The sequence below is a fragment of the Pseudomonas sp. S3_A03 genome (assembly GCF_054668275.1).
Genome location: NZ_CP162753.1, coordinates 3724246 through 3739182 on the forward strand (window position 1 = coordinate 3724246; position 14937 = coordinate 3739182).

General features: G+C 60.6%; 15 protein-coding genes. 4 read left to right on the forward strand and 11 right to left on the reverse strand.

The window, feature by feature from the left end; all coding sequences use genetic code 11:
* Positions 1-84 precede the first annotated feature (84 nt).
* Positions 85-525 carry a Cd(II)/Pb(II)-responsive transcriptional regulator gene (gene cadR / locus AB4O25_RS17030; protein WP_017530927.1) on the forward strand — a complete coding sequence of 147 codons (441 nt, stop codon included), beginning with the start codon at positions 85-87 and terminating at the stop codon, positions 523-525.
* Positions 526-588: 63 nt separating this feature from the next.
* Here the strand turns inward: cadR and AB4O25_RS17035 are convergent, their stop codons facing one another.
* The 3 genes from AB4O25_RS17035 to AB4O25_RS17045 form a co-directional block, all read right to left on the reverse strand.
* The gene (locus AB4O25_RS17035) at positions 589-1422 is read right to left on the reverse strand and encodes a thymidylate synthase (protein WP_017530926.1); all 834 of its coding nucleotides are present in this window, start codon (positions 1420-1422) and stop codon (positions 589-591) included.
* 52 nt (positions 1423-1474) lie between these two features.
* Positions 1475-2287, reverse strand: coding sequence for a prolipoprotein diacylglyceryl transferase (gene lgt, locus AB4O25_RS17040; protein WP_017530925.1), 813 nt, complete (start codon positions 2285-2287; stop codon positions 1475-1477).
* An 80-nt stretch (positions 2288-2367) separates the two neighbouring features.
* Positions 2368-3150, reverse strand: a complete 783-nt coding sequence (locus tag AB4O25_RS17045) for a sulfite exporter TauE/SafE family protein (protein WP_017530924.1) — start codon at positions 3148-3150, stop codon at positions 2368-2370.
* Between the two features lie 122 nt (positions 3151-3272).
* On the opposite strand from AB4O25_RS17045, the gene AB4O25_RS17050 reads away from it, so the two are divergent.
* Positions 3273-4019 (forward strand): NRDE family protein, encoded by a 747-nt coding sequence (locus AB4O25_RS17050; RefSeq protein ID WP_017530923.1) that lies wholly within the window; start codon positions 3273-3275, stop codon positions 4017-4019.
* A gap of 58 nt (positions 4020-4077) precedes the next feature.
* Here AB4O25_RS17050 and ptsP read toward each other — a convergent pair whose 3' ends face one another.
* Entirely contained in the window at positions 4078-6357 is a 2280-nt protein-coding gene (gene ptsP / locus AB4O25_RS17055; RefSeq protein ID WP_017530922.1) for a phosphoenolpyruvate--protein phosphotransferase, read from the reverse strand.
* Between the two features lie 22 nt (positions 6358-6379).
* On the reverse strand, positions 6380-6859 hold the full coding sequence (locus AB4O25_RS17060) for an RNA pyrophosphohydrolase (RefSeq protein ID WP_003176750.1): 480 nt from the start codon (positions 6857-6859) through the stop codon (positions 6380-6382).
* Between the two features lie 143 nt (positions 6860-7002).
* Between AB4O25_RS17060 and AB4O25_RS17065 the strand changes: the two genes are divergently transcribed.
* On the forward strand, positions 7003-7659 hold the full coding sequence (locus AB4O25_RS17065) for a histidinol-phosphatase (protein WP_068938091.1): 657 nt from the start codon (positions 7003-7005) through the stop codon (positions 7657-7659).
* Between the two features lie 100 nt (positions 7660-7759).
* Here the strand turns inward: AB4O25_RS17065 and AB4O25_RS17070 are convergent, their stop codons facing one another.
* A complete protein-coding gene (locus tag AB4O25_RS17070; protein ID WP_017530920.1) occupies positions 7760-8173 on the reverse strand; it encodes a DUF2269 family protein in 414 nt (137 codons plus the stop codon).
* A 43-nt stretch (positions 8174-8216) separates the two neighbouring features.
* Positions 8217-9731, reverse strand: coding sequence for a threonine ammonia-lyase, biosynthetic (gene ilvA / locus AB4O25_RS17075; protein WP_460149810.1), 1515 nt, complete (start codon positions 9729-9731; stop codon positions 8217-8219).
* 137 nt (positions 9732-9868) lie between these two features.
* Here ilvA and rpiA point away from each other — a divergent pair, with 137 nt between their 5' ends.
* Positions 9869-10540: a ribose-5-phosphate isomerase RpiA gene (gene rpiA / locus AB4O25_RS17080; RefSeq protein ID WP_017530918.1), complete on the forward strand. Its 672-nt coding sequence runs from the start codon at positions 9869-9871 to the stop codon at positions 10538-10540.
* Here the strand turns inward: rpiA and AB4O25_RS17085 are convergent.
* From AB4O25_RS17085 to AB4O25_RS17100, 4 genes are all read right to left on the reverse strand, one after another.
* Entirely contained in the window at positions 10530-11492 is a 963-nt protein-coding gene (locus AB4O25_RS17085) for an SdiA-regulated domain-containing protein (protein WP_460149811.1), read from the reverse strand. The genes rpiA and AB4O25_RS17085 overlap by 11 nt on opposite strands.
* Positions 11493-11612: 120 nt before the next feature.
* On the reverse strand, positions 11613-12539 hold the full coding sequence (locus tag AB4O25_RS17090) for an SdiA-regulated domain-containing protein (protein ID WP_017530916.1): 927 nt from the start codon (positions 12537-12539) through the stop codon (positions 11613-11615).
* Positions 12540-12693: 154 nt separating this feature from the next.
* A complete protein-coding gene (locus AB4O25_RS17095) occupies positions 12694-13359 on the reverse strand; it encodes a fumarylacetoacetate hydrolase family protein (protein ID WP_017530915.1) in 666 nt (221 codons plus the stop codon).
* 11 nt (positions 13360-13370) lie between these two features.
* Positions 13371-14765, reverse strand: a complete 1395-nt coding sequence (locus AB4O25_RS17100) for an FAD-binding oxidoreductase (RefSeq protein WP_116078138.1) — start codon at positions 14763-14765, stop codon at positions 13371-13373.
* Positions 14766-14937 lie beyond the last annotated feature (172 nt).

Below are 14937 nucleotides of genomic sequence, written 5' to 3' on the forward strand. Positions count from 1 at the left end.
AGGTCGCGTCCATAAAGGTGCCTGTTGCCAAGTAAAGACCCTGTAGCCACTATAGGGTCAAGCACCCATTTGGAGATTGCTGCGATGAAGATCGGCGAACTGGCCAAACTCACCGATTGCCCGGTGGAAACCATCCGCTATTACGAGAAAGAAAGCCTGCTGCCGCCCCCGGCACGCACTGACGCCAACTACCGCGTGTACACCCAGGCGCACACCGAACGGCTGGTCTTTATCCGTAACTGCCGCAGCCTCGACATGACCCTGGAAGAAATCCGCAGCCTGCTCAGCCTGCGCGACAGCCCTCAGGACCAGTGCGAAAGCGTGAATGCGTTGATCGACGAACACATCCATCACGTAAAAGCGCGGATCGATGGGCTGTTGGCGTTGCAGGAGCAACTGCTGGACCTGCGCCAGCGCTGTGGGGGTGGGGAGCAGTGCGGGATTTTGCAACGGCTGGAGGTCAGCGGAAGTGTGCAGGCCAGCGAGGCTGAGCCTTCGCATGTGGGCAGAAGCCATGGCCATTAATTCAAGCGAACGCAGTTCAAATGTGGGAGGGGGCTTGCTCCCACACTTGAGCCGTGACCGGCTTTAGATCGCGACGTCGGCCTTGATGCTTGGGTCGGCGTCGTAGCCCACGATCTCAAAATCTTCGAATTTGTAATCGTAGATAGACGCAGGCTTACGCTTGATCACCAGTTCCGGCAGCTTCTTCGGCGTGCGCGCCAGCTGGGTGCGGATCTGTTCCATATGGTTGCTGTAGGCGTGGGTGTCGCCGGTGGTGACGATGATCTCGTGGGGGATCAGGTCGCACTGTTGGGCCAGCATATGGGTGAGCAGGGCCAGGGCCGCCGTGTTGTACGGCAGGCCGAGGAACACATCGGAACTGCGAATGTACAACTGCATCGACAGATGCCCCTCATGCACGAATGCTTGGTACAGCAAATGGCACGGCGGCAGGGCTTGCTTGCCGTTTTGCGCGTTTTCCTGGGGGCTCTTGGTTTCGTCCGGCAGATATTCGACGTTCCAGCCGTGGAACAGGATGCGGCGGCTGTTAGGGTTGGTCTTGAGCGTATGAACCATATAGTCGATCTGATTGATCGTGCCGCCGTCCTTGGTCGGCCAGGCGGTCCACTGTTCGCCGTATACCGGGCCCAGGTCGCCGTCTTCGGTGGCCCATTCGTCCCAGATGCGCACGCCGTTTTCGTTTAGCCACTTGATATTGGTATTGCCGCTCAACATCCAGATCAGCTCGTTGGCGATGCTTTTGAAGTGAAGCTTCTTGGTGGTCAGCAGCGGGAAACCGTCGGCCAGGTTATGCCGATACTGACGGGCGAACACAGCCTTGGTGCCGGTGCCGGTGCGATCGCCCTTGGTCAGGCCATTGGTCACGACGTCGTTCAGCAGCTCGAGATATTGCTTCATATCATTACCTGTATCGTTGAAGCCGAGACCTCGCAGGCCCCGGCGTTCGAATTCAAAGCGCGGTGTTCTTCAACGGTTGCGGGCGATTGTACGCCCACCACAGCAGGCCCAGGCCCACGAGAATCATCGGCATGCTGAGCACCTGCCCCATGGTCAACCAGCCCCACGCCAGGTAGCCCAGCTGTGCGTCCGGCACACGCACGAACTCGACGATAAAGCGGAAGATCCCGTAGAACAACGCGAACATACCGGACACCGCCATGGTCGGGCGTGGCTTGCGCGAGAACAGATAAAGGATCAGGAACAGCGCCACACCTTCCAGGGCGAACTGGTACAACTGCGACGGATGGCGCGGCAGTTGCGCCGGGTCGCTGAACGGCGGGAAGACCATGGCCCACGGCACGTCGGTCGGCTTGCCCCACAGCTCGGCATTGATGAAGTTACCGATACGCCCGGCGCCCAGGCCGATCGGCACCAATGGCGCGACGAAATCCATCAGTTCGAAGAACGATTTGCCGTTGCGCCGGCCAAACCACCAGGCGGCGATCATCACACCGATGAAGCCACCGTGGAACGCCATGCCGCCCTTCCACACTTCGAAGATCAGCATCGGGTTGGCGATATACGCCGGAAGATCGTAGAACAACACATACCCCAGACGCCCGCCGACAATCACCCCCATCGACAGCCAGAACACCATGTCGGAGAGTTTCTCCTTGGTCCAGGTCGGGTCGAAACGGTTCAGGCGCCGAGACGCCAACAGCCAGGCACCGCCGATGCCGATCAGGTACATCAACCCGTACCAGTGGATTTTCAGCGGACCGATGGCCAGGGCCACCGGGTCGATCTGCGGGTAAGGCAGCATTGCGACTCCTCGTTAACTCATTCGTGATAGCGACCGGACCATGCCCGGGCGCGATTAAGCGTGCGTTACAGCTATTGCCGTTAAATCAGAAAGTTTATACCGACGCAGAACAGCAGGCCGGCGAACAGCCGCTTCAACAGGCGTGGCGACAACCGGTGCGCCAGGCGTGCGCCAAAGCGCGCAAACACCATGCTGGTCAAGGCAATGCCCAGCAGCGCCGGCAAATACACGAACCCCAGACTATGAGCGGGCAACAGCGGGTCGTGCCAGCCCAGAATCATGAAACTTAATGCACTCGCCAGGGCGATCGGCAGGCCGCAGGCCGACGAGGTGGCCACCGCCTGTTGCATGGGCACGCTGCGCCAGGTCAGGAACGGTACGGTCAGCGAGCCGCCACCGATGCCGAAAATCGCCGAGGCCCAGCCGATCACCGTACCGGCCAGGGTCAGCCCGACCTTGCCCGGCACCGTGCGGCTGGCCTTGGGTTTGAAATCCAGGCCCAATTGCAGGGCCACGATCAGCGCGAACACGCCAATGATCTTCTGCAAGTGCGGGCCGGAAATCGCCTCGGCCGTCAGCGCGCCGAAGCCTGCGCCGATCAAAATGCCTACCGTCATCCACAGGAAGATCGGCCAACGCACCGCGCCACGTCGGTGGTGCTCACGCACGGCATTGACCGAAGTAAAAATGATCGTCGCCAGGGACGTGCCCACGGCCAGATGGGTCAGCACCTGCGGGTCGAAGCCCTGCGCGGTGAAGCTGAACACCAGCACCGGCACAATGATAATCCCACCGCCCACGCCGAACAGCCCCGCGAGCACGCCCGCGCAGGCGCCCAGCAGCAAATACAGCAGAAATTCCATGGGAGCCCCCGAATCAAGTCCGGCATGTTAACGGATGGAAGGCGTGCTACCCAACTGGATACGATGGAACGCCTGCGGTTGAGTGGGTAGAGTGGCAAAAAAACACAAAGGGAAATCGCCTGATGTGCCTGATTGTTTTCGCCTGGCGACCGGGCCACGCCCAACCGCTGATCGTCGCGGCCAACCGTGATGAGTTTTATGCACGCCCCAGCCTGCCCTTGGCCCAGTGGGAGGACGCGCCCCATGTCTATGCCGGCCGCGATCTGGAAGCGGGCGGCACCTGGTTGGGGGTCAATGCCGAAGGGCGATTTGCGGCCCTGACCAATATCCGTGATCCGCATCAGCCGCCGGCACGCAAGTCTCGCGGGGAATTGGTGGCGCGGTTTCTCAGTGGTTCGCTGTCGATTGAGGATTATTTGGCCGAGGTTAACGGCCGTTCGATTGAATATGCCGGGTTCAACCTGCTGGTGGGGACGCGGGATGAGTTGTGGCACTACAACGCCAATCACACCGAGCCCACGCAGTTGAAACCGGGCGTGTATGGGTTATCCAACGCAGGGCTGGACACGCCTTGGCCAAAACTGCTTAAGGCCAAAGCCGCGCTGAGCGAATTGCTGACCGATCCGCAGCCCGAAGCGCTATTGGAGGTTCTGAGCGATCCGCAGACAGCGCCGTTTGCCGAGCTGCCGGATACCGGCGTGGGCCTGGCCACCGAGAGTCTGCTGTCGAGCGTGTTTATCGCCAGCCCCAGTTATGGAACACGGGCCAGTACGGCGTTGATTGTGAATGCCGATGGGACACGGCGGATGGTGGAGCGCAGTTTCGGGCCGCAGGGTGGGCGGTTGGGCGAGGTCGAACTCAATTTATAACCACACCCTGAAAAGAATGTGGGAGGGGGCAAGCCCCCCACATTTTGATCAGCGTCGGTTACAAGGTTTTCGCAGACGCCGGGTTGATCATCCGTGTCAGCCCCAAATTCTTCAGCGCCAACTGCAGCGAGCTGTGGATAACTTGCGGGTTGTCAATGGTCATCAGCTCGGCCAGCAGGTCCTTGGCCATGCTCAGTTCAACCTGGCGCAGCATCCACTTCACTTTCGGCAAGTTGGTGGCGTTCATCGACAGGCTGTCAAAACCCATCGCCATCAACAGCACCGCCGCCGCCGGGTCGCCGGCCATTTCGCCGCAGATACTCACCGGCTTGCCTTCGGCATGGGCGTCGCGCACCACATGTTGCAGGGCTTGCAGCACCGCCGGGTGCAGGTAGTCGTAAAGGTCGGCCACCCGTGGGTTGTTGCGATCCACGGCCAGCAGGTATTGGGTCAGGTCGTTGGAGCCCACCGACAGGAAGTCCACCTGCCGCGCCAATTCCTTGGCCTGGTACACCGCCGCCGGGATTTCGATCATCACGCCAATCGGCGGCATCGGTACGTCGGCGCCTTCGTCGCGCACTTCGCCCCAGGCGCGGTGGATCAGGTGCAGGGCTTCTTCCAGCTCATGGGTGCCGGAGATCATCGGCAGCAGAATGCGCAGGTTGTTCAGGCCTTCGCTGGCCTTGAGCATGGCGCGGGTCTGTACCAGGAAGATCTCGGGATGGTCGAGGGTGACGCGAATGCCGCGCCAGCCGAGGAAGGGGTTGTCTTCCTTGATCGGGAAATACGACAGTGACTTGTCGCCGCCGATGTCCAGGCTGCGCATGGTCACCGGCAGCGGGTGGAAGGCTTGCAGTTGCTCGCGATAGATCGCCAGCTGCTCCTTCTCGCTCGGGAAGCGCTGGTTGATCATGAACGGCACTTCGGTGCGGTACAGCCCCACCCCTTCGGCGCCACGTTGCTGCGCGCGGGCCACGTCAGCCAACAGCCCGGTATTGACCAGCAGCGGCACACGGTGGCCATCGGTGGTCACGCACGGCAGCTCGCGCAATGAATCGAGGCCCAGCGCCAGTTGTTTCTCTTCTTCAACCACCTCGGCGTATTGCTTGCGCAGTACTTCGCTGGGGTTGGTGAACACTTCGCCACGATGGCCATCGACGATCATGTCGATGCCGTCGACCTTGGAGTACGGCAGGTCAACCAGACCCATCACCGTCGGAATACCCATGGCCCGGGCCAGGATCGCGACGTGAGAGTTACCCGAACCGAGTACCGAGACCAGGCCCACCAGCTTGCCCTCGGGCACTTCGCCGAGCATGGTAGCGGTCAGTTCTTCACTGATCAGGATGGTGTTGTCAGGGTAGACCAGGTTGGTGGAGCGATCTTCCTGCAGGTACGCCAGCAACCGGCGGCCAAGGTCGCGCACGTCCGAGGCGCGCTCGCGCAGGTAGGCGTCGTCCATCAATTCGAAACGGTTGACGTGATCGGTCACCACCTGGCGCAGTGCGCCCTGGGCCCACTGGCCGGTCTTGATCACGGTCTTGACTTCATTACCCAGCGACGCGTCGTCGAGCATCATCTGGTACACGTCGAACAGCGCACGCTCTTCGGGGCGCAGTTGTGTCGCCAGCTTGGTCGACAGGTTGCGCATGTCGGCGCGCACGCCTTCCAGGGCGGTCTTGAACAGTTTGATCTCGGCGTCGATGTCGTCGACGGACTTGTCCGGCACCACATCGAGGTCGGCCGGCGGCAACATGACCACGGCCGTACCGACGGCGGCGCCCGGTGAACCCGGCACACCGACGAACTTGGCTTCCTGGATGCCCTTGCCCTGGCGGCCCAGGCCACGGATCGACCCGGTGGCTTCGGCGTGGGCAATTACGCCGGCGAGCTGCGCGCTCATGGTCACGAGGAAGGCTTCTTCACCTTCGTCGAACTGGCGGCGTTCTTTCTGCTGGATAACCAACACGCCGACAACGCGGCGGTGGTGAATGATCGGTGCGCCGAGGAACGAGGCGTAACGCTCTTCGCCGGTTTCGGCAAAGTAGCGATAACGCGGGTGATCGGCCGCGTTTTCAAGGTTCAGGGGTTCTTCACGCGTCCCCACCAGGCCAACCAGACCTTCATTGGGCGCCATGCTGACCTTGCCGATGGAGCGCTTGTTCAAGCCCTCCGTGGCCATCAGCACAAAACGGTTGGTCTCTGGGTCCAGCAGGTAAACCGAGCAGACCTGGCTGCCCATGGCTTCCTTGACGCGCAACACAATAATCCCCAACGCCGCCTTGAGATCCTTGGCGGAGTTAACTTCCTGGACGATCTTGCGCAGCGTATTGAGCATGGCTCGGGGTCGAACTCCGTCGTCAGTCGCGCGCTAAAAGGCGCGGGGCAAGCTCTTTGAGAGCGCGACGATAAACCTCGCGCTTGAATGTCACCACCTGGCCCAGCGGGTACCAATAGCTGACCCAACGCCAGCCATCGAACTCCGGTTTACCGGTCAAATCCATCCGCACCCGCTGCTCGTTAGAGATCAGGCGCAGGAGAAACCATTTTTGCTTCTGGCCGATGCACAGCGGTTGGCTGTGAGTACGTACCAGGCGTTGCGGCAAACGATAGCGCAACCAACCACGGGTACAGGCCAAAATTTGCACATCTTCACGCTCAAGGCCGACTTCTTCATTCAACTCACGGTACAAGGCGTCTTCAGGGGTTTCATCGGGGTTGATTCCACCTTGAGGAAACTGCCAGGCATCTTGGTTGATTCGGCGAGCCCATAGCACCTGTCCGGCGTCATTCGTAAGAATAATGCCGACATTAGGACGGAAACCATCGGGGTCGATCACGGCAACAACCTCGCAAACGCATGTCGCCGCATTGTTCCACAAAGGTTGTTCCAGCGGCAACGAGGCTTCTTAGCTTATGTGCACTCTTGTGAAAAGACCGTATTCTGGACGCCTTTTTACAGACTTTTCAGCGAGTAACTGCAATGCGCCTGGCTTTATTCGACTTGGACAACACCCTTCTCGGCGGTGACAGCGACCACGCGTGGGGCGATTACCTGTGCGAACGCGGGATTCTCGACGCGGTAGCCTACAAGGCTCGCAACGACGAGTTTTATCAGGACTATCTTGCCGGCCGCCTGGATAACGCCGCCTACCTGAACTTCTGCCTGGAAATCCTTGGCCGCACCGAGATGACCCAGTTGGATGAGTGGCACAACGACTATATGCGCGACTGCATCGAACCGATCATGTTGCCCAAGGCCGTGGAACTGCTGGCCAAACACCGCGCCGCCGGCGACAAGCTGGTGATCATCACCGCCACCAACCGTTTCGTCACCGCGCCAATTGCCGCACGCCTGGGTGTCGAAACCCTGATCGCCACCGAGTGCGAGATGCAAGATGGCCGTTATACCGGGCGCAGTACCGATGTGCCGTGCTTTCGCGAGGGCAAGGTGACGCGCTTGAATCGTTGGCTCGAAGAGACTGGGCATAGCTTGGAAGACAGCTATTTTTATAGCGATTCGATGAATGATCTGCCGCTGCTGGAGCAGGTGACCCACCCGGTGGCGGTGGATCCGGACCCGAATTTGCGCGCCGAGGCCGAAAAGCGTGGTTGGCCGGTGATTACGCTGCGTAGCTGATGGCCCTATCTGGGCAAGCCCCATCCCACACTTTGAGGTGTGAATACATTCAAATGTGGGAGGGGGCTTGCTCCCGATGCAGGCAACTCGGTCTCAAGCCTTAAACCGGCTTAGCCCCCATCAACCCCGCAATCGCCACAAACCCCAGCAGGCTGACCACCGCCAGCACCAGGGTGAAATTCAAGCTGCCGCCCTCCCCCTTACGCAGGCGATTAAGCCGCGCCACCAGCCAGAACCAGGCCAACGCCGCGACGGTGTAGAGGATGCTGGAGCCCAGGATCCAGGTTTGCCCCAGCGGCCAGCCGGTCAGGTGCACCAGCCACCAGCCGGTGAACGGCATGCTCACCACGCATATGCCCATCAACAACCACACGAACGCCCACGGGCGTTGCACGGTCACCGCCGCGCCGGCGCTGCGTTTGCGCCAGGCCAGCAGCGCCAGGCCGAGGCCGCTGAGCAGCAACACCACGGTGGCCGCGATGTGGATAACTTTCAGGGTGATCAGGGTTTCCATGTGTCGTCTTCCTTAAAGGCCGCGCCCTAATCAGCGTAGTCGCTCAACCGAGGAACAGTTTATAGGCCGGGTTATCACTTTCATCCCAGTACGGGTAGCCAATCGCCTTCAGGGCCGCCGGCACCAGGTGACGCTCGCTCGCCGGCACTTGCAGGCCGGCCACCACACGGCCATCGGCTGCGCCGTGGTTGCGATAGTGGAACATCGAGATGTTCCAGCGCCCGCCCAACTTGTTAAGGAAGTTGAACAGCGCCCCCGGACGCTCCGGGAACTCGAAGCGAAACACCACTTCGTTGCTGACGTGCGCCGCATGCCCGCCAACCATATGGCGAATGTGCAGCTTGGCCAGCTCGTTCTCCGTGAGGTCCAGCACGGGGAAGCCTTGCTCTGTGAGGCTGACGATCAGCGCGCTGCGCGGGTCGGTTTCCGGGTGGGTCTGCACGCCGACAAAAATGTGCGCCTCGCTGCCGGAGTGATAGCGGTAGTTGAATTCGGTGATCTGGCGTTTGCCCACGGCCTCGCAGAACGCCTTGAAGCTGCCCGGTTGTTCGGGAATGGTCACGGCGATGATGGCTTCGCGGCCTTCGCCCAACTCGGCGCGCTCAGCCACGTGGCGCAGGCGGTCGAAGTTGACATTCGCCCCGGAATCAATGGCGACGAAGGTCTGGCCGCTGACACCACGGCTCTCCACGTACTTCTTGATGCCCGCCACACCCAACGCGCCCGCAGGCTCGGTGATGGAGCGGGTGTCGTCGTAGATGTCCTTGATGGCCGCACAGATTTCATCGGTGCTCACGGTAATCACTTCATCGACATAGTCTTTGCAGATATCGAAGGTGTGCTGGCCGATCTGCGCCACCGCCACGCCATCGGCAAAAATACCCACCGTCGGCAAGACCACGCGTTCGCCCGCCGCCATGGCCGCTTGCAGGCAGTTGGAGTCGTCCGGCTCTACGCCGATGATCTTGATCTCGGGGCGCAGGTACTTCACATATGCCGCGATGCCGGCGATCAGCCCGCCGCCGCCCACCGGAACAAAAATCGCATCCAGCGGCCCCGGGTGCTGGCGCAGGATCTCCATCGCCACGGTGCCCTGCCCGGCAATGGTGTGTGGATCATCGTAAGGGTGGATGTAGACGTAGCCTTTTTCGTCGACCAGTTTGAGCGAGTAGGCCAGGGCTTCCGGGAAGGAATCACCGTGCAACACCACTTTGCCGCCACGCGAGCGCACGCCTTCGACCTTGATTTCAGGCGTGGTCTTGGGCATCACGATCGTGGCCTTGACCCCCAGCACCTTGGCCGCCAGGGCCAGGCCCTGCGCATGGTTGCCCGCCGACGCCGTGACCACGCCACGCGCACGTTCTTCGGCGCTCAACTGGGTCAGCTTGTTGTAGGCACCGCGAATCTTGAACGAGAACACCGGCTGCAAGTCTTCGCGCTTGAGCCAGACCTTGTTGCCCAGCCGCTCCGAGAGCTGGCGGGCGGTCTGCAACGGTGTTTCCACGGCAACGTCGTAAACGCGCGAGGTGAGAATCTTTTTGACGTACTGTTCGAGCATCGGAAAGCATCACTGGGCGGGTTGGGCAGGGCCGAGGAGTCTAACCCGGCTTTTGGCCGCACGACCACACGAATCCCGAGGTTTTGTTGGGTTATACTCGCGCCCCTCGATAACTCCCCGCCCGTTCCGGAGCCCGCATGACCCAGGATCAACTCAAACAGGCAGTGGCCCAGGCCGCTGTCGATTTAATCCTTCCCAAACTCGACGACAAGAGCATCGTCGGTGTCGGCACCGGCTCCACCGCCAACTGCTTTATCGATGCGCTGGCCCGCCACAAGGGCGCGTTCGATGGCGCGGTAGCGAGCTCCGAAGCCACCGCGGCGCGCCTCAAAGGCCACGGCATTGCGGTATACGAACTCAACACCGTGAGTGATCTGGAGTTCTACGTCGACGGCGCCGATGAAAGCGACGAACACCTGAACCTGATCAAGGGCGGCGGCGCGGCCCTGACCCGCGAGAAGATCGTCGCGGCCGTGGCCAAGACCTTTATCTGCATCGCCGACGCCAGCAAGCTGGTGCCGGTACTCGGCGCCTTCCCGCTGCCGGTGGAAGTGATCCCCATGGCCCGCAGCCACGTGGCCCGCGAGCTGGTGAAACTGGGCGGTGACCCGGTATACCGCGAAGGCGTGTTGACCGACAACGGCAACATCATCCTCGACGTGTTCAACATGCAGATCACCGATCCGGTGAAGCTCGAGACGCAGATCAATGCGATTGTCGGCGTGGTCACCAATGGCCTGTTCGCCGCGCGCCCGGCGGATGTGCTGCTGCTGGGCACCGCTGAAGGCGTCAAAACCCTCAAGGCCTGATGCAAGCCCCCTCACACACTTTTGCTCGGCGGTGTGTCAGGGGTTGGGTTTCCTTGAAGACGTAGAACAGGTTCGGCTCACTGACCAGGTACAACGTGCCTTCGTCGTCCATGGCGATCCCTTCGGCCTGCGGCACGCGCTTGCTCAGGCCATGACGCCCGTTGAGTAGAGAAAGACTGCTCAGCGGACGACCGTCGATATCCAGCTCCAACACCAGGAACGACTCATCCGACAGCGCCAGCAAATGGCCGCTGCGCTCGTCGTATTGCAGGCTCGACAGGTCGCGCACAAACAGCCCGGCGTCACGCTTGGGGTTGTTGATCACGTGCACCGAGTAGGTTTTTTCCGGTTTGAAATGGGGAAACCCGTGAACCTCGTAGATCAGCATCGGGTCGCGCTCCTTGGCCACGAACAGGCGCTTGCCCGCCGAGTCATAGGCCAACCCTTCAAACCCCTTGTTACCGCCGACGTGCACGCCCAAGGTCATTTGTTCGGCATCGGCGGCATCGAGGAAGCGGGTATCGTCGTCGACATGCACCTTGATCAGGCGTTGCTGACGCTCGTCGGTGATGACGTAGATGTTGTCGCTGATAAATTCCACCGCCTCGGCGTCGCCAAAGCCCACCAGGGGAATACGCCGCAGGATCTTGCCTTGCAGGGACAGCTCGATCAGTTCGGCGTTTTTATTGGTGACGGTAAACAGGCTTTTGCGCACCGGGTCATAGGTGAGGGCCGAGACATCATCGTCGAGCCCCTCGATCACCTGGGCTTGCAAGTCCACGCGGTAATCCGCCAGGCCAATGGAACGCGCATCCGTCGGCTGGCGCCAGGCCTGCCAGTTGAACCAGGCACGCTCGAACAGGCGAAAATGCTGCGCCACGGCCCCGGCGCCGATCAGGGCGATCAGCGCAAGCACAATGAGAATGGGTTTGGGGCGGGCTAGTCGACGCATTGGGCGGGCTCAAAATCAAAAGTGGCGAATGAATATCACGCCTGTCTGAATTTAAACTTAAACGCGCCCGTCTGTCTGGCGAATGCCGCAACTGGAGACGTATTCGACGTAATCGGTGTGCTACTTCTGCTTTTCGAAACGATAGAACAGGTTCGGCTCACTGACCACGTACAGGGTGCCGTTCTCGTCCATGGTCACACCTTCGGCGCGCGGGATGGTGTTCTTGAGGCCGTTGAAACCGCCGAGCAGGGTCATGAAGCTGACTTGTTCGCCCTTCTCGTTCAGCTCCAGCAGCAGGTGCGAGTCGGCCGACAGCACCAGCAGGTGGCCGGTGCGCGGGTCGATGGCCAGGGCCGAGAGGTTGCGCATGTCCAGTTCTTCACTGGCCAGTTTTTGCTTGGCGCCAACCAGGGTCTGGCTGCCGTCGCTTTTCCAGGTGAACAACGCCGGCGGGCGTTCTTCGCCCAATACAAACTGCTGGTTGCGCGGGTCCCATGTAACGCCTTCGAACGCTTTGTTCTGATCCTTGGACGGCCCCAGGTCGTAACTCGGGAAATCGGCCTTGTTCAAGTGCTGGGTGGTGGCGTCGACCTTAACAATGGTCAGGCTGTGATCACGCTCGTCGACCACCGCCAGCAGGCCATTTTCCATGACTGTCACCCCTTCCGGGTTGCTCCAGCCATTAAGTGGCATTTTGCGCAGCACATCGCCTTGCAGGGTCAACTCAACGAGGAAGGGGTTTTTGCCCATGACGGAAAACAGGGTTTTGGTCTGCGGGTTGTAAGAGACGTCCGAGGCCTCATCCTTCTCCATGCCCGGCAGCACCTTGGCATCGATGACGGCGTGATAGTCCGGCAGCCACACACTTTCGCTGCGTTCGGTGGAGGTTTCAAATCGCTCCAATACCCACAGCACACCGCGATCATCCCAATGCATGGCCCAGGAAACGCCATAGACGATCACGCCCGCCAGAAACAGCCAGGAATACCAGCGCAGGGCGAAACGAGAACGCAGCTTGGGTGTGGCGGAGGGCAGGGACACGGCCATTGGGCGCTTTTCCGGAAAGTCAGCGTAGGTGATAGCACAGGATCAACGGGCCCGCGCGGTCGAGGCTGGGGATTATCCGGATGGCGTGTGAAAAAAATGCAAAGGTGTACACCCAGCCAATGTGGGAGGGGGCACGCCTCCTCCCACATGTTAATCAGCGAACGACGCTTTCGAAGCGATTCACGCCGGCCAGTTCCAGCACCAGCTCATCGCCCACATTCAGCGGGCCCACGCCAGCCGGGGTGCCGGTGAGGATCACGTCGCCGGCCTGCAGCGAGAAGCAGCCGGCCATGTGCTGAATCATCGGCACGATGGGGTTGAGCATCTGCGAACTGTTGCCGTCCTGGCGCACTTCACCATTGATGGTCAGCCGGATGCCGATGTCGGTCACGTCGGCAAAGGTACTGCTCACCACAAAAGGTGCGATCACCGCCGCGCCATCGAAGGACTTGGCGATTTCCCACGGCAGGCCCTTGGCCTTCAACTCGGCCTGCTTGTCGCGCAGGGTCAAATCCAACGCCGGGGCGAAACCGGAAATGGCGTCCAGCACTTCTTCACGGCTTGGCTTGTTCGACAGCGGCTTGCCGATCAATACCGCGATTTCCGCTTCGTAATGCACCGAACCGCGCTCGGTCGGAATGGCGAAACCACCTTCCAGCGGCACCACGCAACTGCCCGGCTTGATGAACAGCAACGGCTCGGTCGGTACCGGGTTGTCCAGTTCCTTGGCATGTTCGGCGTAGTTACGCCCAATGCACACCACTTTACCCACCGGGAAGTGGACGTTGGTGCCGTCGACGTATTTGTGCTGGTAGCTCATGGAACGACTCCTTAAATAGCGAAGATCTTGCCTGGGTTCATGATCCCGTTAGGGTCGAACACCGCTTTCACGGCCTTCATGTATTCGATTTCAACCGGTGAGCGACTGTAGGTGAGGTAATCGCGCTTGGTCATGCCCACGCCGTGCTCGGCGGAGATCGAGCCGTTGTACTTCTCGACGGTCTCGAACACCCACTTGTTGACGGTGGCGCATTTGGCGAAGAACTCGTCCTTGCTCAGGTTTTCCGGCTTGAGGATGTTCAGGTGCAGGTTGCCGTCGCCGATGTGGCCGAACCATACGATTTCGAAGTCCGGGTAGTGTTCGCCGACGATGGCGTCAATTTCCCGCAAAAACGCCGGCACTTTGGACACAGTAACCGAGATATCGTTTTTGTAGGGCGTCCAGTGGGAGATGGTCTCGGAGATGTACTCGCGCAGCTTCCACAGGTTATGCAGCTGGGTTTCGCTCTGGCTCATCACGCCATCCAGCACCCAGCCCTGCTCGACGCAATGTTCGAACGTTTCCAGGGCGTGGTTGGCGACTTCTTCGGTGGTGGCTTCGAATTCAAGCAACGCGTAGAACGGGCACTCGGTTTCGAACGGCGCAGGCACATCGCCACGACCGAGGACTTTGGCCAGGGCCTTATCCGAGAAGAACTCAAAGGCCGTCAGGTCCAGCTTGCTCTGGAAGGCGTGCAGCACCGGCATGATCGAGTCGAAATCGGTGGTGCCCAGCACCATGGCGGTGAGGTTTTTCGGCGCACGATCCAGGCGCATGGTGGCTTCGACCACAAACCCCAGGGTGCCTTCAGCGCCGATAAACAGCTGGCGCATGTCGTAGCCGGTGGCGTTTTTGATCAGATCGCGGTTCAGTTCCAGTACATCGCCCTTGCCGGTGACGACCTTCATGCCCGCCACCCAGTTACGGGTCATACCGTAGCGAATCACCTTGATCCCGCCGGCATTGGTGCCGATGTTGCCGCCGATCTGGCTGGAACCGGACGAGGCAAAATCCACCGGGTAGTACAGGCCGTTTTCTTCGGCGACGTTCTGCAATTGCTTGGTGACCACGCCCGGCTGGCACACGGCGGTGCGATCGGTGAGGTTCACGTCGAGGATCTGGTTCATATAGTCGAAGGACACCACCACTTCGCCATTGGCCGCCACAGCGGCTGCTGACAAGCCGGTGCGACCGCCCGATGGCACCAGCGCCACCTTACGTTCATTGGCCCAACGCACAATGGCCTGGACCTGCTCAACGGTCTTGGGGAAGACGATGGCGGTGGGCGCGGGTGCGAAGTGCTTGGTCCAATCCTTGCCGTAAGCCTCCAGGGAGTCTGCGTCGGTCAGCACTTTGCCGGGCTCAACCAGGGTCTTTAGCTCATCAATCAGGGCAGGATGGGTCATCGACAGAACTCTCGAACAATTCATGGTCATCCTGAGAACGCTTCACGTCGCAGGAATGAGTGTTAGCGGGGCGCGTATGCTAGCATACCGCCCCCGCAGGACAGAGCCCAAGGGCGTTTCTGCGGTGACGGCTTTCCTGCCGTCCGGGTCAGCTTAAGCGATCCGATTCCCT

Excerpts from the sequence above, each read along its gene's own strand:
- cadR (WP_017530927.1), top strand. The coding sequence starts at position 85 with ATGAAGATCGGCGAACTGGCCAAACTCACCGATTGCCCGGTGGAAACC.
- AB4O25_RS17035 (WP_017530926.1), bottom strand. The coding sequence starts at position 1,422 with ATGAAGCAATATCTCGAGCTGCTGAACGACGTCGTGACCAATGGCCTG.
- lgt (WP_017530925.1), bottom strand. The coding sequence starts at position 2,287 with ATGCTGCCTTACCCGCAGATCGACCCGGTGGCCCTGGCCATCGGTCCG.
- AB4O25_RS17045 (WP_017530924.1), bottom strand. The coding sequence starts at position 3,150 with ATGGAATTTCTGCTGTATTTGCTGCTGGGCGCCTGCGCGGGCGTGCTC.
- AB4O25_RS17050 (WP_017530923.1), top strand. The coding sequence starts at position 3,273 with ATGTGCCTGATTGTTTTCGCCTGGCGACCGGGCCACGCCCAACCGCTG.
- ptsP (WP_017530922.1), bottom strand. The coding sequence starts at position 6,357 with ATGCTCAATACGCTGCGCAAGATCGTCCAGGAAGTTAACTCCGCCAAG.
- AB4O25_RS17065 (WP_068938091.1), top strand. The coding sequence starts at position 7,003 with ATGCGCCTGGCTTTATTCGACTTGGACAACACCCTTCTCGGCGGTGAC.
- AB4O25_RS17070 (WP_017530920.1), bottom strand. The coding sequence starts at position 8,173 with ATGGAAACCCTGATCACCCTGAAAGTTATCCACATCGCGGCCACCGTG.
- ilvA (WP_460149810.1), bottom strand. The coding sequence starts at position 9,731 with ATGCTCGAACAGTACGTCAAAAAGATTCTCACCTCGCGCGTTTACGAC.
- rpiA (WP_017530918.1), top strand. The coding sequence starts at position 9,869 with ATGACCCAGGATCAACTCAAACAGGCAGTGGCCCAGGCCGCTGTCGAT.
- AB4O25_RS17085 (WP_460149811.1), bottom strand. The coding sequence starts at position 11,492 with ATGCGTCGACTAGCCCGCCCCAAACCCATTCTCATTGTGCTTGCGCTG.
- AB4O25_RS17090 (WP_017530916.1), bottom strand. The coding sequence starts at position 12,539 with ATGGCCGTGTCCCTGCCCTCCGCCACACCCAAGCTGCGTTCTCGTTTC.
- AB4O25_RS17095 (WP_017530915.1), bottom strand. The coding sequence starts at position 13,359 with ATGAGCTACCAGCACAAATACGTCGACGGCACCAACGTCCACTTCCCG.
- AB4O25_RS17100 (WP_116078138.1), bottom strand. The coding sequence starts at position 14,765 with ATGACCCATCCTGCCCTGATTGATGAGCTAAAGACCCTGGTTGAGCCC.